General features: G+C 34.7%; 24 protein-coding genes and 1 pseudogene. 20 read left to right on the forward strand and 5 right to left on the reverse strand.

Features of this window, described 5'->3' with window-relative positions; all coding sequences use genetic code 11:
- Positions 1–370: 370 nt before the first annotated feature.
- The 6 genes and pseudogenes from typA to NiCM35_RS00200 all read left to right on the forward strand — a co-directional run bounded on the left by typA (position 371) and on the right by NiCM35_RS00200 (position 3,583).
- Entirely contained in the window at positions 371–2,203 is a 1,833-nt protein-coding gene (gene typA, locus NiCM35_RS00175) for a translational GTPase TypA (protein ID WP_095329063.1), read from the forward strand.
- A gap of 233 nt (positions 2,204–2,436) precedes the next feature.
- Entirely contained in the window at positions 2,437–2,562 is a 126-nt protein-coding gene (locus NiCM35_RS00180; protein WP_433778203.1) for a hypothetical protein, read from the forward strand.
- Positions 2,563–2,644: 82 nt separating this feature from the next.
- The gene (locus tag NiCM35_RS00185) at positions 2,645–2,770 is read left to right on the forward strand and encodes a hypothetical protein (protein WP_433778205.1); all 126 of its coding nucleotides are present in this window, start codon (positions 2,645–2,647) and stop codon (positions 2,768–2,770) included.
- 30 nt (positions 2,771–2,800) lie between these two features.
- Positions 2,801–2,926: a hypothetical protein gene (locus NiCM35_RS00190; protein WP_433778207.1), complete on the forward strand. Its 126-nt coding sequence runs from the start codon at positions 2,801–2,803 to the stop codon at positions 2,924–2,926.
- Positions 2,927–2,956: 30 nt separating this feature from the next.
- Complete coding sequence (locus tag NiCM35_RS00195) at positions 2,957–3,094, forward strand: hypothetical protein (RefSeq protein WP_433778209.1); 138 nt, start codon at positions 2,957–2,959, stop codon at positions 3,092–3,094.
- 124 nt (positions 3,095–3,218) lie between these two features.
- Positions 3,219–3,583, forward strand: a pseudogene (locus NiCM35_RS00200) (cupin).
- Positions 3,584–3,634: 51 nt separating this feature from the next.
- On the opposite strand, the gene NiCM35_RS00205 reads toward NiCM35_RS00200, so the two are convergent.
- Positions 3,635–3,835, reverse strand: a complete 201-nt coding sequence (locus NiCM35_RS00205; protein ID WP_047939878.1) for a YlaI family protein — start codon at positions 3,833–3,835, stop codon at positions 3,635–3,637.
- Positions 3,836–3,905: 70 nt separating this feature from the next.
- Positions 3,906–4,514: a YhcN/YlaJ family sporulation lipoprotein gene (locus tag NiCM35_RS00210; protein ID WP_123257405.1), complete on the reverse strand. Its 609-nt coding sequence runs from the start codon at positions 4,512–4,514 to the stop codon at positions 3,906–3,908.
- 221 nt (positions 4,515–4,735) lie between these two features.
- On the opposite strand from NiCM35_RS00210, the gene NiCM35_RS00215 reads away from it, so the two are divergent.
- Positions 4,736–6,064, forward strand: coding sequence for a PhoH family protein (locus tag NiCM35_RS00215; protein WP_123257406.1), 1,329 nt, complete (start codon positions 4,736–4,738; stop codon positions 6,062–6,064).
- Between the two features lie 65 nt (positions 6,065–6,129).
- On the opposite strand, the gene NiCM35_RS00220 is transcribed toward NiCM35_RS00215, so the two are convergent.
- Positions 6,130–6,618, reverse strand: coding sequence for a hypothetical protein (locus tag NiCM35_RS00220; protein ID WP_095329066.1), 489 nt, complete (start codon positions 6,616–6,618; stop codon positions 6,130–6,132).
- Positions 6,619–6,891: 273 nt separating this feature from the next.
- Here NiCM35_RS00220 and NiCM35_RS00225 point away from each other — a divergent pair, with 273 nt between their 5' ends.
- The 12 genes from NiCM35_RS00225 to coaD all read left to right on the forward strand — a co-directional run bounded on the left by NiCM35_RS00225 (position 6,892) and on the right by coaD (position 15,971).
- The gene (locus NiCM35_RS00225; RefSeq protein WP_016200976.1) at positions 6,892–7,173 is read left to right on the forward strand and encodes an Fpa/YlaN family protein; all 282 of its coding nucleotides are present in this window, start codon (positions 6,892–6,894) and stop codon (positions 7,171–7,173) included.
- A gap of 317 nt (positions 7,174–7,490) precedes the next feature.
- Entirely contained in the window at positions 7,491–8,729 is a 1,239-nt protein-coding gene (locus NiCM35_RS00230; RefSeq protein WP_123257408.1) for an FtsW/RodA/SpoVE family cell cycle protein, read from the forward strand.
- Positions 8,730–9,157: 428 nt separating this feature from the next.
- The gene (cyoE, locus tag NiCM35_RS00235; RefSeq protein ID WP_095329068.1) at positions 9,158–10,075 is read left to right on the forward strand and encodes a heme o synthase; all 918 of its coding nucleotides are present in this window, start codon (positions 9,158–9,160) and stop codon (positions 10,073–10,075) included.
- 302 nt (positions 10,076–10,377) lie between these two features.
- Entirely contained in the window at positions 10,378–10,845 is a 468-nt protein-coding gene (locus tag NiCM35_RS00240; RefSeq protein WP_123257409.1) for a DUF420 domain-containing protein, read from the forward strand.
- Positions 10,846–11,215: 370 nt separating this feature from the next.
- Positions 11,216–12,106: a CAP domain-containing protein gene (locus NiCM35_RS00245; protein ID WP_235973322.1), complete on the forward strand. Its 891-nt coding sequence runs from the start codon at positions 11,216–11,218 to the stop codon at positions 12,104–12,106.
- 224 nt (positions 12,107–12,330) lie between these two features.
- Positions 12,331–12,750 (forward strand): YlbD family protein, encoded by a 420-nt coding sequence (locus tag NiCM35_RS00250; protein ID WP_249928583.1) that lies wholly within the window; start codon positions 12,331–12,333, stop codon positions 12,748–12,750.
- 13 nt (positions 12,751–12,763) lie between these two features.
- The gene (locus NiCM35_RS00255) at positions 12,764–13,003 is read left to right on the forward strand and encodes a YlbE-like family protein (protein ID WP_123257411.1); all 240 of its coding nucleotides are present in this window, start codon (positions 12,764–12,766) and stop codon (positions 13,001–13,003) included.
- An 87-nt stretch (positions 13,004–13,090) separates the two neighbouring features.
- Positions 13,091–13,519: a hypothetical protein gene (locus tag NiCM35_RS00260; RefSeq protein WP_433778216.1), complete on the forward strand. Its 429-nt coding sequence runs from the start codon at positions 13,091–13,093 to the stop codon at positions 13,517–13,519.
- Positions 13,520–13,593: 74 nt separating this feature from the next.
- A complete protein-coding gene (locus NiCM35_RS00265) occupies positions 13,594–14,040 on the forward strand; it encodes a YlbF/YmcA family competence regulator (RefSeq protein WP_047939888.1) in 447 nt (148 codons plus the stop codon).
- Between the two features lie 95 nt (positions 14,041–14,135).
- A complete protein-coding gene (locus NiCM35_RS00270; RefSeq protein ID WP_047939889.1) occupies positions 14,136–14,411 on the forward strand; it encodes a YlbG family protein in 276 nt (91 codons plus the stop codon).
- Between the two features lie 498 nt (positions 14,412–14,909).
- Positions 14,910–15,476 carry a 16S rRNA (guanine(966)-N(2))-methyltransferase RsmD gene (gene rsmD / locus NiCM35_RS00275; RefSeq protein WP_171509510.1) on the forward strand — a complete coding sequence of 189 codons (567 nt, stop codon included), beginning with the start codon at positions 14,910–14,912 and terminating at the stop codon, positions 15,474–15,476.
- Positions 15,477–15,479: 3 nt separating this feature from the next.
- Complete coding sequence (coaD, locus tag NiCM35_RS00280; protein WP_095329075.1) at positions 15,480–15,971, forward strand: pantetheine-phosphate adenylyltransferase; 492 nt, start codon at positions 15,480–15,482, stop codon at positions 15,969–15,971.
- Positions 15,972–16,050: 79 nt separating this feature from the next.
- Here the strand turns inward: coaD and ylbJ are convergent, their stop codons facing one another.
- Complete coding sequence (ylbJ, locus tag NiCM35_RS00285) at positions 16,051–17,271, reverse strand: sporulation integral membrane protein YlbJ (RefSeq protein ID WP_341122764.1); 1,221 nt, start codon at positions 17,269–17,271, stop codon at positions 16,051–16,053.
- 211 nt (positions 17,272–17,482) lie between these two features.
- On the opposite strand from ylbJ, the gene NiCM35_RS00290 reads away from it, so the two are divergent.
- Positions 17,483–18,292 carry a patatin-like phospholipase family protein gene (locus tag NiCM35_RS00290; protein WP_433778219.1) on the forward strand — a complete coding sequence of 270 codons (810 nt, stop codon included), beginning with the start codon at positions 17,483–17,485 and terminating at the stop codon, positions 18,290–18,292.
- 95 nt (positions 18,293–18,387) lie between these two features.
- On the opposite strand, the gene NiCM35_RS00295 is transcribed toward NiCM35_RS00290, so the two are convergent.
- Positions 18,388–19,602, reverse strand: coding sequence for a nucleotidyltransferase (locus tag NiCM35_RS00295; RefSeq protein ID WP_095329078.1), 1,215 nt, complete (start codon positions 19,600–19,602; stop codon positions 18,388–18,390).
- Positions 19,603–19,732: the final 130 nt, after the last annotated feature.

A 19,732-nucleotide genomic window follows, 5' to 3' on the forward strand; every position in this document is an offset into this window, starting at 1 on the left:
TATAGTAAAAATATGGATAATTATCAAAATTCATGTTTATCTTCCTTTATTATGGTCTATATTTATCAAAATTAATAGCGTATGATAGTAAAGAAATCCCACAGCGAAATGTTGTGGGTATTTTTTAACCGTGTCTCCTCTATCATACTATGTTATGGAATGGAAAGAACAGCCATAATGTAAATAAATTGTTATATTCAAGCATAAAATGATGATAAAATAAATTTTTTTATCAAAATAACGTTTACATTTGTTATTTTGATAAAAGGTTTTAGGTTTCTGTGAAATTATGTGATATAATGACTCAGTTATAATATTATTAAAAAAATAAATTAATCCAGATAGACATATTTAGGTAGGAGTGAAATTTTTGAAAATTAGAGAAGATATTCGTAACATTGCTATTATTGCTCACGTTGACCATGGGAAAACAACTTTGGTTGACCAGCTGTTAAAACAATCCGGCACATTCCGTACAAATGAACATGTGGAAGAACGTGCAATGGATTCCAACGATTTAGAAAGAGAACGTGGAATAACAATATTAGCGAAAAATACTGCTATTCAATATAAAGATAAACGTATTAATATCCTAGACACACCAGGACATGCTGACTTTGGTGGAGAAGTAGAGCGTATCATGAAAATGGTTGATGGTGTTCTACTTGTTGTTGATGCATATGAAGGTTGTATGCCACAAACACGCTTCGTATTAAAAAAAGCTTTAGAGCAAAACTTAACTCCAATTGTTGTTGTTAACAAAATTGACCGTGACTTTGCTCGTCCTGCTGAGGTTATTGATGAAGTATTAGATTTGTTTATTGAGTTAGATGCGACAGAAGAACAATTAGAATTCCCTGTTATCTATGCATCAGCTATTAATGGTACAGCTAGCACAAACCCTGAAAAACAAGATGAAAACATGCAATCATTATATGATGCAATTGTAGATCATATTCCTGCACCAGTTGACAATCGCGAAGAGCCTTTACAATTCCAAGTAGCTCTTTTAGATTACAATGATTATGTTGGAAGAATCGGTATCGGTCGTGTATTCCGCGGTACGATGAAGGTTGGTCAACAAGTAGCGTTAATGAAATTAGATGGAACAGTGAAGCAGTTCCGTGTAACAAAAATCTTTGGTTTCTTCGGATTAAAACGTCAAGAAATTGAAGAAGCATACGCTGGAGATTTAATCGCAGTATCAGGAATGGAAGATATAAACGTTGGTGAAACAGTATGTCCATTTGAACATCAAGATGCACTACCAGTTTTACGTATCGATGAGCCAACTCTTCAAATGACATTCTTAGTTAATAACTCTCCTTTTGCAGGTAAAGAAGGTAAATATTTAACTTCAAGAAAAATTGAAGAAAGATTGCGTGCACAATTAGAAACAGATGTAAGTTTACGTGTTGAAAATACAGACTCACCAGATGCATGGACGGTATCAGGACGTGGAGAACTTCATTTATCTATCTTGATTGAAAATATGCGTCGTGAAGGTTACGAGCTTCAAGTGTCAAAACCTGAAGTTATCGTTAAAACTATTGATGGAGTTCGTTGTGAGCCAATTGAACGTGTACAAATCGATGTTCCTGAAGAGCATACAGGTTCAGTTATGGAATCGATCGGTGCTCGTAAAGGTGAAATGTTAGATATGATCAACAACGGTAATGGACAAGTTCGTTTAATCTTTAACGTACCTGCTCGAGGACTTATTGGTTATACAACTGAATTTTTAACATTAACACGCGGTTATGGTATCATCAACCATACATTCGATAGTTATCAACCAATGGCATCAGGTCAAGTTGGTGGACGTCGCCAAGGTGTATTAGTAAGCATGGAGTCTGGAAAATCATCTACTTATGGAATTATGCAAGTAGAAGATCGTGGAATTATCTTTGTTGAAGCTGGGACTGAAATTTACGAAGGAATGATTGTTGGGGAACATACTCGTGAAAATGACATCACTGTTAATATCACAAAAGTAAAACAAGCAACAAACATCCGTTCAGCAAACAAAGACCAAACGGCAACAATGAAAAAACCAAGAATTATGACTTTAGAGGAATCCTTAGAATACTTGAACGATGATGAGTATTGTGAAGTAACTCCTGAATCAATTCGTTTACGCAAAAAAATCTTAAATAAAGCAGAACGTGAAAGAGCTGGCAAGAAGAAAAAATCTGCTGAATAATAATAGATAAGGAAGTCATCTGTTGATGGCTTCTTTTTTTTATTTTGAGTGAAGTGGAGGTATAGGCTTTAACTGAGAATGCAAGCAAGGAAACTAAGTGATTGTGAACAAAGAAGAGTCTTCTGTGACTGTAAGGAAGTTGGAAGAATGGTGTTCATTATTTTGAATTGTGAGAGAGGGAAACGGAGTTCATGGAGAAATGAACACCATTTTTGCATTGGGAGAGCAGAAGAATGGTGTTCATTGAGGGAATGAAAGCCACATTCAGCATTGGGAATGTAGAGAATGGTGTTCATCGAAGGAATGAAAGCCACATTCAGCATGGAGAGTGTAGAGAATGGTGTTCATTAAGGGAATGAAAGCCACATTCAGCATTGGGAATGTAGAAAATGGTGTTCATCGAGGGAATGAAAGCCACATTCAGCATGGAGAATGTAGAAAATGGTGTTCATCGAGGAAATGAAAGCCACATTCAGCATGGAGAGTGTAGAAAATGGTGTTCATCGAGGAAATGAAAGCCACATTCAGCATAGAGAGTGTAGAAAATGGTGTTCATCGAAGGAATGAAAGCCATATTCAGTATGGGGAGAGCAGAAAATGGTGTTCATCGAAGGAATGAAAGCCATATTCAGCATTGGGAATGTAGAGAATGGTGTTCATCGAGGGAATGAAAGCAACATTCAGCATGGAGAGTGTAGAAAATGGTGTTCATCGAAGGAATGAAAGCAACATTCAGCATTGGGAATGTAGAAAATGGTGTTCATCGAGGGAATGAAAGCCACAATCAACATGGAGAGTGCAGAAAATGGCGTTCATCAAGGAAATGAAAGTCACTTTTTGCATGAGGACAAAGAAATCAGAGTGAAAGGTCATGGAGACCATCTCTCGTAGCTCTCATAAGTTAAACCCAATCTCTAATCGTAATAGAAGCACATATTCAAAAATAAATTAGTTGTATTCTTCAACCAACCTCTAAACTTATAATTAGTAAATAAAGGAAAATGAGGAATGGGAAATGAAAATTTTTCGATTTAATAAAGAGTCTGGAAAGCAAATCACTCAATTTAATTCCTGTTTTATTATGAATCGCATCCTGGAAACTAAGAAAGAAGCATATATTGGATGTATGTATCTTGAAGAAAATGGGATTATTGGTTTACATCAAGCTGTAATACCACAACTTCTGTTAATTGTTAGCGGCATAGGCTATGTTCGAGGAGAAAAGAATGAAGGTTTCAAGTTAGAAGTGGAGAGGCGGTGTATTGGGATAAAGAGGAATGGCATGAAACGAAAACAGATATTAGCTTAACAGCCATCGTTATTGAAAGTGAAGAGATAATGCCTGATTTAATGATACCATTAAAAGAGAAGAGCATATAAAAAAGAAGACCTTACTAAAAGATCTTCTTTTTATTTATAATGCTTGTCTACTTACCAATCATCTTCTTGAGTTTTGTTTTGATAAAGAACAAAGTTACCCGAATCGATTCTTTTCTTTGTGTTTTTGGCGATTCTATCATCACACTCATTACACATATACGTATGGATTGGCCGATTTCGTAGTCGTTTTGCCTGAAAGGAGTTTTCGTCTATATCTTCAATTTTATCACATATCACACATTTAACTTTCAATAGTTGCACCTCTAATCATAAAATAGATTATAGGCACATTATAATATATAATCGTATAGAAAATCGAATTTTAATCTCTTATATGATTATTTGATTGTTCATCTTGGTTATTTTTCAGCTCTTTTTCTTCTTTATCATTCAATTTTTCATTTGATTTTTTGAGATCTCTATCTGGCTCATTTCGAATCATATCCGCTGGTACCTCTGGGATAAGTCTTCCACTAATATCAGCTAGTTCATTGAATATACCTTGAATAGGTTTTCCATTTTGAATATCTTCCCCAATTTCTTTCAGTCTTGCATTAATGTCAGGATCGGCAATGACAACTGCATTGGCGCCATCAGGATCATTTTTTAAACTCTCGGCTACTGCGTATTTTATTGAACCAACCTCAGAACGATCTAGGTCAGCGTTGACGTCAACCCCTACGAGCGCATATTTACCGATTACTACCGCTGTTGCATCATTAACATTATCAATGCTTGTTGCAAGAGCTACGAGCCTTTTGGCGATATCCTGTCCAGTCTTCCGGTCAACCCTTTGGTTGGTAGAATTTTTTACATTTGTAACTTGAGGGCTGTTTTCTCTATTCTCAGATTGCTGGCTATTTTCTGCGTTATTATTTGTGCATCCTGTAAGAAGAAAAAGGACTGCGATGAAGAAAAACCATTTTTTCATAAAATTCCCTCCTTTAATATTGAAACCTACAATTAAAAGTGTACATTTCCCCTGATTTGTAGATGGAAATGAGCATTTTTACGATTTTTTACACTTCCTCTCTCTTTATTGTGCAAAATATCTTCTATCTTTATTCGATAAAACATATATTTTACCAAGGTTCTTTCCGTTACACGGATAAGTGCAGCAATATATGACGTTTTAGAGCAGGGGGCATCGGTTTGAGTAAAATTTACGTATTGGATACAAATGTCTTGTTACAGGATCCTTATTCTATTTTTTCTTTTAGTGACAATGATGTAGTAATTCCAGCAGTAGCTTTAGAAGAGGTAGACAGCAAAAAACGGTACATGGATGAAATCGGAAGGAACGCAAGACAAATATCTAGATTGATCGATAACTTAAGAGAGTCAGGAAAGTTGCACGATAAAATTCCATTGGAGAATGGTGGAACTTTACGGATAGAATTAAACCACCGTTCTTTTCACGAACTGCAAGAAATATTTGTCGAAAAAACAAATGATAATCGCATACTAGCAGTCGCAAAAAATTTATCAATAGAAGAAAGTAAAAAAGAAAATGGACGAACCGTTATTCTTGTTAGTAAAGATACACTCGTCCGTGTAAAAGCAGATGCAATTGGTTTGAAGAGTGAGGATTTTTTAAGTGATCGAGTAGTAGAAAATGAACATTTATATACTGGTTTTATGGATGTACAAGTAACCATAGATATATTGAATAACTTTTATGAAAATGGTCAACTCCCGATTGCAGAAATTGGGAATGGAAATTATTATCCAAATCAGTTTCTTATTTTAAAGGATGTATTGGGATCTTCCTCTTCAGCATTAGCTATTGTAGATTCATCGAGGAAGTTTGTTAAAAAGCTAGTGTTTGATCATGAGCATATTTGGGGGATCCGTCCAAGAAATGTGCAGCAAACGATGGCGATTGAAATGCTATTAAAAAAAGACATGCCATTAGTGACGTTAATAGGAAAAGCAGGTACAGGAAAAACACTATTGGCATTAGCATCTGGATTAATGCAGACAGAAGATTTTGGAGACTACAAAAAATTATTAGTGGCAAGACCGATTGTCCCGATGGGAAAGGATTTAGGTTTTCTTCCTGGAGAAAAGGAAGAAAAATTACGACCGTGGATGCAGCCTATTTTTGATAATCTTGAGTATTTGTTTAATACAAAGAAACCAGGAGAACTAGAAGCAATTCTGGCGGGAATGGGATCTATTGAAGTAGAGGCATTAACATATATTAGAGGAAGAAGTATTCCAGACCAGTTTATTATTATTGATGAGGCCCAGAACTTAACGAAGCATGAAGTGAAAACGATTTTAACAAGGGTTGGAGAAGGTAGTAAGATTGTTTTGATGGGAGATCCTGAACAAATTGATCATCCTTATTTAGATGCTTTTAATAATGGATTAAGCTATGTAGTAGAACGTTTTAAAGACCAACCGATAGCAGGTCATGTAAAATTAGTTAAGGGAGAAAGATCTTCTTTAGCTCAGCTTGCCGCAGATTTATTATAATTTAACGGGAAACAATGATACGCCATCTGTTAATAGCTAGATGGCGTATGTGTGAATGAATAACATTATGTAATTTTAAATGCTCTGACATTTTTGATAGGAGTTTGTTCTGGGCCTTTTGTTTGATCGAAAATATGTACAGGACCATCTTCTGTAAGCGGTTTTCCTTTTACGCAAAATAATAAGAAGATCGAACCGATTTCTTCTAAAGGAATCGCATATTCTTCTTCTTCTGTTGTGATTAAAAGAGTTTTTGCCTCTTCCTGCGGTTCTGCATTTTTTATAAAGGGAGCTAAAGCCATATAGAAGGTTCCGGTTAGCATTTCCACTTTTTTATAGGTTTTTGTGGATTGTTCTGGGGCTTTCGCTCCTTCTGTAATTTCTTGATCCCAGTGCTTGGAGGCTTCTTTTGTATACGCTTCTAATTCGTCCTTTACTTCAACTGGGGCAAATACAGTATCAGCTGTTTGTTTTCGATCATCAAAGATCCAGACAGTAGGATCAATAGTAATCGGAAAATTTACCAACCCAGAAACTTGAATAATACTATTCATTTTTATATCTCCTCCGTATGTGTGTTCTTTGTTATGTATAAAAGTTCTGCAAATTAGTATTGCTTCTAAAAGAAAATATCTTAAATTGGCTAAATTTTAATTGGCAGATTAAAACAGTTGTTATGTTAAGTATAGCTTTTTCTTGTCTTTCTGTCATTCGAGATGATAGAACGCAAACTTTTAAATTTTTTAAAAGGGATTGTTCTTGCAATTTTTCTAGGTTGAGTTTAAACTTTATAGATAGGATAATCGCTCGGAAACGGGGGGATAAGATTGACTTCTGAAATGATTATTAATCATAAAGAAAAAGCAAATGAGTTATTGAAAGCAGATGCTGAAAAAATATTAAAACTAATTAAAGTTCAGATGGATAATTTAACAATGCCACAATGCCCTCTATATGAAGAGGTTTTGGATACGCAAATGTATGGATTGTCTAAAGAGATAGATTTTGCTATTCGATTAGGTTTAGTAGAAGAACAGGTTGGTAAGAAAATTTTAGATGAATTGGAAAAAGAGCTATCGATTTTGCACGAAGCATCTATAAGAAAATAAAAAGTAAACTCAAACAAAAGCATGTATTGTTTGAGTTTTTTTAGTGGCTATGTGTATTATTTGTAAATAAGGGAAGTACATACGAACAAAGGCAAATCTTTTGGCAATTTATAAGCTCACTTGAGCCCATAAGCTTGTAAGTAACATCCGATGTAGAGTAAGTAGCGGATAAGAATAAGCAATTTGTTATGATTAATAACAGAAAGCGGCCCAATATTTTATGAGAATGAAAATTAGAAGTTTATCCTTTTCAGCAGGAAAAAGATAAGACACAACGAATACTCTAAATGAGGAGATTGAATAAGGGATGCGGTTGAATGATAAAGAAGATATTAAAATCGTATGATTATACATTAATTATAGCAATGGTATTATTAATTCTATTTGGATTGATTATGATTTATAGTGCTAGCATGGTTTCAGCAGTCCAATATTATGGAGAAGACAGTAGTGATTTTTTTTATAAAAGACAACTAAAATATATTATCATTGCCGGGATTGCTTTTGTGATAGTGGCAATTTTTCCATATAAGGCATTGTTAAGCAATAAAATATTAGTACCAATGGTATTTGGCTCTATTATTTTTTTAAGTGGAATCTTTTTATTCGGTAGTGTTTTTGGAAATGCGCAAAGCTGGTATAAAGTAGGAACAGCAAGTCTTCAGCCAGCTGAGTTTGTTAAATTGGGTGTGATTATTTATCTATCGGCAATTTACTCTAAAAAACAGGCGTATATAAATGAATTTAATCGAGGCGTTGTTCCCCCGCTAGCATATTTGGTTATTGTTTGTGCATTGATTATTCTTCAGCCGGATTTTGGTACAGCAGCGATTATATTTATGATTGGTGCTACGGTTATTTTATGTTCAGGAATGAACTGGAAAAACTTGTCCAAGTTGATGCTGATTGGCTTGGCGTTTCTATTATTACTTGTTTTAATCCTCCAGCTTGCAGGAAAGAGTATTTTTACAGAAAAGCAAATGGCGAGAATTTTCGTTTTTCTAGATTCGCCTTTTGCTGAAGATGTTGTACAAGAATCTGGTTACCATATGAGTAACTCTCTTATCGCTATTGGATCTGGTGGTCTAAAAGGGGTAGGTTTGGGACAAGGTGTCCAAAAACTGGGTTACTTAACAGATGGCCATACTGATTTTATTATGGCAGTAATTGCTGAAGAACTGGGTATTTTTGGTGTCGGATTTGTAGTGGTAGGGCTCAGCTATATTGTTTTAAGAGGCATTTATACAGGATTAAAGTGTAAAGACCCGTTTGGGAGCTTATTAGCAATCGGTATTTCCAGTATGATAGGAATCCAAGCTTTTATCAATATTGGAGGAGTTTCTGGATTAATACCATTAACAGGTGTCCCGTTACCTTTTATTAGTTACGGAGGATCATCTTTATTACAATTGTCCATTGGAATGGGGATTCTTGTCAATGTTTCCATGTTCGTGAAATATGAAAGAGTTTATAAGCCGAAAGAAGAGAATGTTTCAGATATAGCAGTGAAGAAACAGCCTACTTCCAGTTTTGTTCGACCAAACCGTCATTTTTAAACAATTCAATAAAATGGCTGGGATATAAGTTTTCCAGCTAAAGAAAAACCAAAACCATGATACGAAGATATTAAAGCATTTCGTATCTGATTTTGGTTTTTTTATCTTTGTTTATAGAAGTAATACTAAGAAAACAGGTTGATTCATTTGCTTCCTTGCTAAAAAAGGCTATAATGAATAGAGTGTCTTTTTATTTGTAAAACGCTCTCGAGGAAGTTGTGATAAATGTTAAAGTTTACCAATAATGTGACAACTGAAGTTTTTAGTGTAAAAAGAGAGAAATATTCATGAAAATATGGTTTAATAGCAAAAGAGTCTTTTTTTAACATTGCTATGATGTTAAATGTGAATAATGACACAATAAAATGAACGGTATTTTATATAGTATGATATCTTTTTGTATGTAATGAAAGGGGAGATATGATCAAATGGCTAATTCTCGCGTTTATCCTGAAGCCAAATTGACGAATCAACAATCAGAAACAAGTGCTTGGAAGGATTTTCTCGCATTAATTAAAATAGGAATCGTAAATTCAAATTTAATCACCGTGTTTACCGGTATCTGGCTTGCAATAGTCTTCACAGATGCAAAGTTTCTAGAGCAAATTGATACGGTATTATATACTTTAATCGGATCAGGATTAATTATGGCAGGTTCCTGTGTTTTAAATAATTTTATTGATCGTGATATTGATCCATTAATGGAAAGAACGAAGTCCAGACCAACAGTAACAGGAAAAGTGAAGCCTGCAAAAGTTGCTGTTTTAGGTTTTGGTTTTCTCTTCATTGGTACTTTATTCCTGTTATTAACAACAATAACTGCAACTGTCATTGCTTTAATCGGTGCATTTAGCTATGTCGTTGTCTATACTATGTGGACAAAGCGTCGACTAGTATCTAACACCGTAATAGGAAGCTTTTCAGGAGCATTTCCACCACTAATTGGATGGGCTGCCATTGATCCTGGCCTCCATGTGATGGCTTGGAGCTTGTTTTTAATTATGTTTGTTTGGCAGCCGCCACATTTTTATTCTTTAGCAATTCGAAGAGCAGAAGAGTACCGAGCAGCAGGAATTCCAATGCTCCCTGTTGTTAAAGGTTTTGAGGTAGCAAAAAGGCATACGTATATATGGATTATTGCTTTATTTCCGCTGCCATTTTTGTTATACCAAATCGGTATTCCATTTTTAATATTAGCAACATTATTAAATATCGGGTGGGTTATTACGGGGATACGAGCAAGTAAAAAGGAAGATGAATACAAATGGGCAACAGCAATGTTCATTTATTCCATTCAATATTTAACAATATTATTTGTCTCAATGGTAGTATTTACATTATTCTAAAAAGGAATTGTTTATAGGGGAGAACATTTCAAGGAGAATAATGGTTGATTTCTTATTGGTTAAAGCTTGATGCTTTTTCCGATAAGAAACATTAATATCCTGAAACTTGGAGCAGTCTGAATACATATAGACTTCGATGGGATTAGTGAGACAGAGGAGACCGAGCAAGGCTCGCTTTCGTCAGAAAGGTCGAGGGTGTTGCCTGGTTAACGGCACTAAATTTGCGAACCAGTCTTATTGAAAAGGGAATTTTGGGAGTTTGTTAAACAAAGAGGTAAATACTTTATGGAGTGGGTAGCTAAATGGAATTTACATTACCGATATTGCCGACAATTAGTACTACGTTTATTATTTTAAGTGCGATTTTTGTAGCGATTGGTTGGGGATTAATTAAGCAGAAAAAAAGACAACAACACCAGACTGTCATGTTATTTGCAGCGATTTTCGCGGTAATCTTTTTCGTCATTTATGCATCAAGAACGATTTTTATTGGTAACACTTCTTTTGGAGGACCAGATGATATTAAGATCTACTATACTATATTTCTTATCTTTCATATCACCTTGGCCACAATAGGTGCTGTATTAGGAATTATTATGTTGTATACAGGTTATAAGCAGCAATATGCAAAGCACCGAAAGTTAGGACCGATCACAAGTATTATTTGGTTTATTACAGCTATTACAGGAACAGCGGTTTATTTACTACTCTATGTTTTTTATCATGGAGGAGAAACGACATCTGTTATTAAAGCAATATTAGGTTTTTAAAAATAACATGTAAAAATGCTTCTAAAAAACAGAAGCATTTTTTTTATTGGTTTCTAATGGCGAAATGGATGGTTTTAAATGTAACTTTATTTACATAATTGAAAAACTACTTCTTCTATTAAAATTATTTAAATTAAGTTATACTATTTAGTAAGAAAGCCACATATATTAATAGAAACAATGCTAGAGAGGGGGGAATCCTCTGAAAATTTTATTAAGAACTGTCATAATTATTGCAATATTATCGGCGATTGGATTCTATTTTAGTATAGCAGATGATAATAATCAGCCAGATGTATTAGTTGAAAATGGTGATAATCCTAAAAAAGTAGAGGATAATCTCAAAGAAGCAAGTAAAAATACGCAAGTTTTGCCAGCTCCTAAAGAGGGGTTAGGGAGCTTAATCGGTAAGAGTACAAGTGAACTCAAAAAGAAGTATGGGAAGCCAGCGAGAATTGATCCTTCCGCTTATGAATATGACTGGTGGATATTCAATAAGGATGACTCTAAGTATTTTCAAGCTGGTATTCTTGATGACAAAGTAGTTACCATTTATGCAATTGGCAGCTCAGTGAATGTTACGCCTTATAAAATTGGACAAGAAGTTGGAGATATTTATACAATGACTCCAATTGAAACCAATATTAGCTTTAACTACGAAAATTCCTCCTACCGTTTTGAATTATCGGAGGATGAAATAAATAACCGCCCACTTATTCAAATTGGAGATTATTATGCACAGCTATACTTTGATAAATTTAATGGTACTCTATCAAGTATTCGGTATATGGATGCCCGAACGTTACTTCATTTAAGACCATATGAATTAGTTTATCGGGGAGAACTATTAGAGACACAGAGTAATGTGGAGAATAATGAAGCAATACAAGAAGGAAACGAGCGACAAATTCTAGATATGACAAATGTATTAAGAAAAAGATTCAAGTTAAATACAGTTGAATGGGATCAGCCTACTGCGGTAGTAGCATTAGGCCATAGTAAGGATATGTTTGATACCGAAAACTTTTCTCATACATCTGAGAAGTATGGTGATTTAGAGGACCGCTTAAAAGCAGGTGACATCTTATATCAAGTTGCTGGGGAGAATATCGCTGCAGGGTATTCAGATGCTCCCGCAGTAATGGAAGGTTGGCTAAATAGCAAAGGGCATCGAGAATGTTTATTAAATGAGAAATTTACACATCTTGGAGTAGGAGTATTTGATAAATACTATACACAAAATTTTATCGAAAAATGGTAAGAGTAGAAAAAGAAACAGTCGGCAAACTCAGCGGAGGAGTGGTCGGCTGTTTTTTTTATCTGAGTTGTTGGTGTATGGTAGGGATAATTACATAGCAGGATTTGGTTATCTTTAACCAATCTTATTAGTTACAGGGTTTTAGGGAAATATGAAGAGAAATGCACACTTTTTACAAAGCTGTCATAAAGTAATATAGGCAGATGTATCAAATTAGAGGTGAAATAATGATGGCTGATAAAAAACTTCATCCTTCTGTAGAAGAATTTAAAGCATTTGTAAAAGCAAACCCTAAAATATTGAAAGAGGCAAGAAGTGGGAATGTGACATTACAGGAATTATATGAGGATTGGTATTTATTAGGTCCAAATGATACTAGATGGGATGGTTTATTAGAAGGTAGTGCTGAGTCCACCCAAAAGAAAGAAGAGGCATCAGGTAATCGGACTGTATGGATGTCTAATATTGTTGATACATTAAAGAATATGGACCAAAATCAAATCCAAGGATACTTGGCAAACTTAAACCAAGCTTTAGGTACGTTGCAAGGTGTTATCTCTCAATTCGCTCCCAATAGTGGTTCTAGTGGAACATCTGCGCCAACAGAACAAAAACCTTCTGGACCATTTTCTTTTAGGAAAGATTAAATAGGAGGATTATATGAGACAGAATATTAAAGAATATATTGCGCAGAATACAGAATTGCAACAGTTTATACGAGAACAGCCACAATGGTATAGAGAATTAAGCAGAAATCCAAATCAGTTAGAAGTCTTTGAGATTGCTTCCCTTCATTATTATAAAAAAACCATCCCAGATCATGTGGAAAAGTTTTCGAATGGTGTACAAATGGCGTCTATGATGGTTAGCATGTTTCAGGCAATGAATGCACAATCTTAGGTCTTTAGAAGTCAATAAATACTTTGAGTAAAACAAACAGGAATGGTAATACTAACGAAAACATTATTAAAATTACCAGGAGTGTTTATGTTGAAAAAATTCGGATTGATTTGTATTCCTGCTTTTCTCCTTTTAACTGGGTGTAGCCATGATATACCTGATCCAAAAGTAAAACCTCATAAGGAAGCAGTAAATGGTGTAATCTCATCAAATATGGCTGTACAAGCCTCTACTACTTATAGAGATACAGAAAAGATGGCTGTGCATCATTTAGTGAAGGGAAATAAAGTATTTGTAGAATGCAGAGTAAAGGACTATTCATTCAGAGAAGATAGCCAGGGGAAATTAGGTAAAATAGTTTTAGAAGTTGATGGTCAGAAGTATGAATATTCTTCTGCTGCCTTTGTAATTGAAGGACTGAAAGCAGGAAAGCATACGATTAATCTTTCTGTTATAGATGCAGCAAGTAAGGAAATGCAATATCAGAAGTCATTTCAAGTAATGATTAAAAGTTAGATAAAAAAGGATATCACATTCCTTTTCTTTCTAGTGTCTTTCATGTAGAATAAGAGGTGGAGGTGAGCGAATACGTGCTTGCGACAACTGAAATACTCCTTATTCAAGAGGAAGCAGAAGAGATTGCTGAAATGATATTAGAATCAGATGTTGCAGAACAATACCGTATTTGTTTGGCCAATATACAATCAAATAAGGAAACACAGCGGAAAATTCATTCTTTTAACAAAATGAAAGAGCTATATGAAGAAGTTCAGCGTTTTGGAAAATATCATCCTGAATATAAAAAAGTGATGATGGAAATAAGACAGCTTAAACGCGAGATGGATTTAGATGATAATGTAGCAGCATTTAAAATTGCTGAGAATGGTTTACAAAAGCTTTTAGATGATGTTAGTGTTATTATTGGACGTTCTGTTTCTACTTTCATTAAAGTACCAACAGGTAATCCATTTTTTGATGAACTTTCTGGCTGCTCCGGAGGTTGTGGTAGTGGTGGAAGCTGTAGTTGTTCTGCATAATATACTTAAAAGCAATGATCCTAGATGATCATTGCTTTTCTATTTTCTTTTCCTATGCTATTATGATAAATAATGGTATTTAAAGGGGTTAAATTATGCTAGGGCAACGACAAGGGATTATTGTTTGGTTATTTTCACTAAAACAAGCAAAAATGTTAAGAAGATATGGGAATGTTCATTTTATTTCCAAAAGGTTAAAATATGTTGTGCTCTACACAAACCAAAGTGACGTAGAAAGCATAATGGAAAAAATAAATGCTCATTCTTTTGTTAAAAAGGTAGAACCTTCCTATAAACCATTTTTAAAAATGGAATTTGAAAATTCGCGGCCAGATAAAGCGAAAGAATATGATTATAAAATGGGAATTTAATAGCTGCTTAAAAGATAATAAGAGCAGTATGGACGAAGCTTAGTTAGAAGGATTAACTTCTGCGACTAAGTCATCATCCATACTGTTTTTTTCTTTAATATAATTCCATTTAAATTGGGAAGGGGAGTAAAAAAAGCCTGCAGGCAAATACCTGCAGGCTCCTTCCACATCCTTATTATTCATAAGGAAAGAAGGTAAAGGGAGAGGAGAAACCGGAGGAAAACTTAGGGGAAACGTAAGTCTTCTCCGCGGTTGGCAACAACATCCTCGAATAGATGCTGTTAATTACATTATCCCCAACCATGGAACACTTATACCTAATCAAAATAATTTTTTTGGATAAAGTAAGATAGTCTTCTTTTTTAGTTAATAGGTGGAATAAAACTATTCATGGTATAAATAGTAAAAAATCTTTAAAATGTTGGCTCGCTATAAGGTTTATGGTAGGATAGGGAAGGTAAAAGCAGTTAAAGTAAAATTAGGGTTGTGGTGATTGAAATGAGAGTTGTCTCCGGTAAAAATAAGGGGATTCCATTGAAGGCAGTGCCTGGTAACTCGACTAGACCTACTACAGATAAAGTCAAAGAAGCCATCTTTAACATGATAGGTCCTTACTTTCAAGGAGGAGAAGGCCTTGATTTATTTGCTGGGAGTGGTGGACTAGGTATTGAAGCTTTAAGTAGAGGATTGGATCTTGTTATTTTTGTAGACAAAGAAGGAAAAGCGATACATACGATTAAAGAAAATCTTTCTATATGCAAATTAGATAGCCAAGCAGAGGTATATCGCAACGATGCGGATCGTGCTTTAAAAGCATTACAAAAAAGAGAAAAAAGATTTGATTATATTTTTTTAGATCCGCCATATAAAAAGCAGCAGTTGGAAAAAATGCTAACATTTATTGATGAAGCAGGTCTCTTAAAGGAAGACGGAGTTATTGTTTGTGAACACGGTTCGGAAATTTCTTTGCCTGAGGCAGTTAGCAGACTTCAACAAGTGAAACATGAAAAATATGGAATAATTGCGGTTTCTATTTATTCCTTACAAAATGGTATGGAGGACTAAGAAATGGCTAGTATAGCAGTTTGCCCAGGTAGTTTTGATCCGATAACGTACGGTCATATTGATATTATTAAACGATCAGCAAAGGTATTTGACCATGTATACATATGTGTATTAAATAATTCTGCCAAAAAACCTTTTTTTTCAGTAGAGGAAAGATTAGCGTTAATTAGAGAAGTAACAAAAGATATTAAAAATGTTTCTGTGTCGTCCTATGAAGGGCTTTTGATTGATTATGCAAAAAGTGTAAATGCAAATGCAATTATTAGAGGGTTACGAGCTGTATCAGACTTTGAATACGAAATGCAGATTACCTCTATGAACCGAGTTTTATCAGATGATATTGAGACATTCTTTATTATGACAAATAATCAATATTCTTTCTTAAGTTCAAGTATAGTGAAAGAAGTCAGTAAGTATGATGGTGACATTTCGGAGCTTGTCCCAAAGATTGTTCATGATGCGTTAAGAGCAAAGTTTCATAAAAATCGTCCCTAACGCTTTCTCTCCAGTAATATGAATAAAAAAGGACTTATTGCCTAAAAGATTTTTATATCTTTATGGCAATAAGTCTTTTTTATACTTCTTCTCTTGGAGATAATCTTTTTACTAAGATAAAACAATAAATTGTCAAGGAAATAATCGTTACAATTGGACCCCATGTGCTAATATTTTCAAATATTTGTTGAAAGAAAGCTCCCTCCTGTTTTAATCCTGGAATTGCAATCGTTGGAGCATCTTTTGCCAAAAAGGTTTTGTTAAAGAAATCCCAAGCGATAAATGTATAAATACCGGAGAAGATTGCTTGCATTATTCTTGCTATAAAAAATGGTTTAAAGCGAATATCTGTCTGTGCTAGAATACTTGCAACCTGCGCTTGTACACTCAAACCACTAAAGCCGAGAATACAGCTAGTTAGGATTGCTTGATGCATAAGGGTAGAAGTTTCTACCTCACTTGTTAATTGACTTCCTAATGTAATTTCAAATATCCCAGCAATGAATGGAATCGTTAATTCGCCAGAAAAAGTGAATAGCTGGAAAATAGATTCTAACAATTTAGCAACAAAAGAAGTAATATGTAAGTGAAATAGTAATCGATTAATAACGGAAAAAAGAATAATGAAGCCACCGACCATTAATAATGATTGAATTGAAGAAGTAACGGCATCACCCATTAATTTGCCAAGCGGACGCTTGTCTTTTAATCGAGTTTGATGTAATTCCCGTAATGCTCTTTTGATAGAGGCTTTTTCAGTTGCCTCCTGTTTCTTTATTTCTGTGTCCTTGCCATGAAATCTCATAAAAAGTCCTACTGTAAAGTTGGCTAAGTAATGAGAAAAGGCAAGAAGTAGTCCTAGTTTGGGACTATGAAAAAAAGAAGCTGAAACTGCACCAATAATAAACATTGGATTAGAAGCGTTAGAAAAAGAAACGAGTCTTTCAGCTTCTGTTCTTGTTAATTGTTTTTCTTCACGCATTCTTGCTGTTAATTTTGCTCCAGTAGGAAAGCCTGATACCATGCCCATTGCCCAAACAAATCCACCTACACCTGGAACTTTAAAGAGAGGTCGCATAATGGGTTCCAATAAAACACCAATAAAACGAACTACACCAAAACCGATTAAAATTTCGGATAAAATAAGGAAAGGAAGAAGTGAAGGAAAAACAATCGTCCACCATGTGTTTAGTCCATTTTTGGAAGCGTCAACTGCAACTCCTGGAAAAGAAATTAGAGCAAGAGCTAATAGGGACGCAGATAAAGCGAGTACGATTGTCTTAAATTTTGAGCGTAACAAATTATATTGCTCCCCCTTCAAATAGAAAATAGTAGGTAAGTATTCTTTTTTATAGAAGAAAGACTGTTTAAGAAACATATTTAATAAAAAAGAATACTTGTACACAAACAGCCTGAAGAATATCCCTCTACCAATCAATATACTCATAACATAAAAAAAAAGACCATAAGAATATATAGATTATTATTTTGATAAGAATAGGTGGGACAATATGGAACGCCCAAAAATTGGATTAGCGTTAGGGTCAGGTGGAGCGAGAGGATTTGCACATATTGGTGTAATAAAAATACTTAGAGAAGAGAACATCCCAATAGATTATATTGCTGGTAGCAGTATAGGTGCTATAGTTGGCTGTCTATATGGAGCAGGATCCGATATTGAGCGATTATACACTTTATCCAAGTTCTTTAAAAGAAAATACTATTTGGATTTTACTGTGCCTAAAATGGGGTTTATCGCTGGGAACCGTGTAAAGGAATTAATTCATTTGTTTACCTATGGAAAAAATTTAGAGGAGTTAGATATCCCTGTTGCCATTGTTGCGACAGATTTGTTAACAGCAGAAAAAGTAGTTTTTACAAAAGGGCCCATTGCTGATGCTGTTCGGGCAAGTATTTCTATTCCAGGCATATTTGTTCCAGAAAAAATTGACGGGCGATTGCTTGTAGACGGAGGAGTAATCGATCGTGTTCCTGTCTCAGTTGTGAAGGAAATGGGAGCAGATATTGTAATTGCTGTCGATGTAGCAAAAGTAAACATTCATACAGATATTTCTAATATTTATGATGTAATTATGCGTTCATTAGATATCATGCAAATGGAACTAGTAGAATCACGCGAGGTAGCAAGTGATGTGATGATTAAGCCGCCTGTTGAAATGTTTAATAGTAAGGCATTTACTGATTTGGAGAAAATTATTAAAATAGGGGAAACAGAAACGAGAAGATATATAGAAGGGATTAAAAAGGAAATCAGAAAAAAAGAAAGAAGGAAAAAAAGAATTAATAGAGTAAACAAATAAAGATTAAAGGTTCTCGATTTACTACAGTGGAGGGCCTTTAATCTTTAAGCTGTTTATAAAGAACTCCAACCAATAAACTAGTCCTTGCATAGGAATTATTTCATGATTGGAGGTTTGGTGTAATCCATCTCTAATAGTTGATGCTGAACAAGATTAGGAACACCTAAAGCATAAATTTGCGAAGCGCGAATATCTAATGCGATTTTTTCTTTATCAAAAGCAGAAAGCTTACTGATAATTGGCAGCTGAAACTGCTTCTTTTTTTCTTTTAAATAGAGACGGCCATTTACAGTTGTACCAAGTAAACGAATAAAACTTGGCTTCAATGAAGACTGCATTTCTGCCTTTTTGGTGTTTGTTAAAATATGTACGCAAATTCTTTGCAGCCTTGTCCATGTATATCTTTTCGTTTTTACTAAACGAATAAAATCCTGAAAAGAGGATGCTGTTTTTACATATTTGAGGAAGCGATACTCTAAACCTTCCTCCATCTCATATATGGTAGCTAGCTCTTCTGCTGTTGACTGAAGGAGACGGAATTTTAAATAGTGCCAGTAATTCTCCCAAGTATGATAAGCGAGGTATGTTTCCTTATACTGCTGTAGTATTTGATAACTACTTGCGGGGAGGAAGGGTTCTATTTTTTTTATGTCTCCCTTGGCATGCAATAATTCTTCACGAATGCTTGTTGCGCTAGCTATCGTATCCGAAGTAAATGTTTTGTCATGATAGTCTGCTTTCATGCGGGCAACTGTGCAAATTTCCATAGGATACTTATTGGTATGCACCGCCTTATAATATTCATATCCTAAGATGTTATTTGGCATACTAAGATTTAGCGTGGTGTGATCATCACTATTTGTTAATTCTTTTATCGCTAATGATTTAGCTTTCGGATAGCTTATTCCTTGTTTCATAAATCTCTTAACAAGTAAATCCTCTTCTGTCTTTTGCTCTTGCAGCTTGGTAAAAATCTGATGAAAAGCATCAATGCTGCCTGATTCACTGCCAAAACATAAGAAATTACAACTTAAGCTTTGCAAAATATCAACAGCGCCAGAAGCAAATACGGCAGCATGCTGTGTGGCAAAAGCATAAGGAAGCTCCACAATAAGATCTACTCCACTTTCCAAAGCCATTTCTGCTCGAGCCCACTTAGAAACAAGGGCAGGTTCTCCTCTCTGCAGAAAAGGACCACTCATAACAGCAACCACAATATCTGCCTGTGTTAGTTCTTTCGCTTTTTGGATATGATACAAATGTCCATTATGAAATGGATTATATTCTACTACTATTCCAACTGCTTTCATCACATTCTCCCTAACTAGTTTCTTTATGGTTGTATTAATAAAAGTTTATCCTAAAAATAGTGGTTATAAAAGAGAAACCTATATGATTTGCTTGTTTTAATAGAACCGAGGTTTTAATAGGGCTGTCTAC

It is taken from the genome of Niallia sp. M35 (assembly GCF_050971705.1).
Classification (GTDB): Bacteria; Bacillota; Bacilli; order Bacillales; family Cytobacillaceae; genus Niallia; species Niallia circulans_A.

What these genes read in the sequence shown, in the direction of transcription:
- NiCM35_RS00185 (WP_433778205.1), top strand. Translation starts at nt 2,645, where the DNA reads ATGGTGTTCATCGAGGAAATGAAAGCCACATTCAGCATGGAGAGTGTA.
- NiCM35_RS00195 (WP_433778209.1), top strand. Translation starts at nt 2,957, where the DNA reads ATGGTGTTCATCGAGGGAATGAAAGCCACAATCAACATGGAGAGTGCA.
- NiCM35_RS00220 (WP_095329066.1), bottom strand. Translation starts at nt 6,618, where the DNA reads ATGAATAGTATTATTCAAGTTTCTGGGTTGGTAAATTTTCCGATTACT.
- NiCM35_RS00270 (WP_047939889.1), top strand. Translation starts at nt 14,136, where the DNA reads ATGCTAGGGCAACGACAAGGGATTATTGTTTGGTTATTTTCACTAAAA.
- NiCM35_RS00190 (WP_433778207.1), top strand. Translation starts at nt 2,801, where the DNA reads ATGGTGTTCATCGAAGGAATGAAAGCCATATTCAGCATTGGGAATGTA.
- NiCM35_RS00240 (WP_123257409.1), top strand. Translation starts at nt 10,378, where the DNA reads ATGGAATTTACATTACCGATATTGCCGACAATTAGTACTACGTTTATT.
- NiCM35_RS00230 (WP_123257408.1), top strand. Translation starts at nt 7,491, where the DNA reads ATGATAAAGAAGATATTAAAATCGTATGATTATACATTAATTATAGCA.
- coaD (WP_095329075.1), top strand. Translation starts at nt 15,480, where the DNA reads ATGGCTAGTATAGCAGTTTGCCCAGGTAGTTTTGATCCGATAACGTAC.
- NiCM35_RS00180 (WP_433778203.1), top strand. Translation starts at nt 2,437, where the DNA reads ATGGTGTTCATTGAGGGAATGAAAGCCACATTCAGCATTGGGAATGTA.
- cyoE (WP_095329068.1), top strand. Translation starts at nt 9,158, where the DNA reads ATGGCTAATTCTCGCGTTTATCCTGAAGCCAAATTGACGAATCAACAA.
- NiCM35_RS00255 (WP_123257411.1), top strand. Translation starts at nt 12,764, where the DNA reads ATGAGACAGAATATTAAAGAATATATTGCGCAGAATACAGAATTGCAA.
- NiCM35_RS00295 (WP_095329078.1), bottom strand. Translation starts at nt 19,602, where the DNA reads ATGAAAGCAGTTGGAATAGTAGTAGAATATAATCCATTTCATAATGGA.
- rsmD (WP_171509510.1), top strand. Translation starts at nt 14,910, where the DNA reads ATGAGAGTTGTCTCCGGTAAAAATAAGGGGATTCCATTGAAGGCAGTG.
- NiCM35_RS00210 (WP_123257405.1), bottom strand. Translation starts at nt 4,514, where the DNA reads ATGAAAAAATGGTTTTTCTTCATCGCAGTCCTTTTTCTTCTTACAGGA.
- NiCM35_RS00250 (WP_249928583.1), top strand. Translation starts at nt 12,331, where the DNA reads ATGATGGCTGATAAAAAACTTCATCCTTCTGTAGAAGAATTTAAAGCA.
- NiCM35_RS00260 (WP_433778216.1), top strand. Translation starts at nt 13,091, where the DNA reads ATGTTGAAAAAATTCGGATTGATTTGTATTCCTGCTTTTCTCCTTTTA.
- NiCM35_RS00290 (WP_433778219.1), top strand. Translation starts at nt 17,483, where the DNA reads ATGGAACGCCCAAAAATTGGATTAGCGTTAGGGTCAGGTGGAGCGAGA.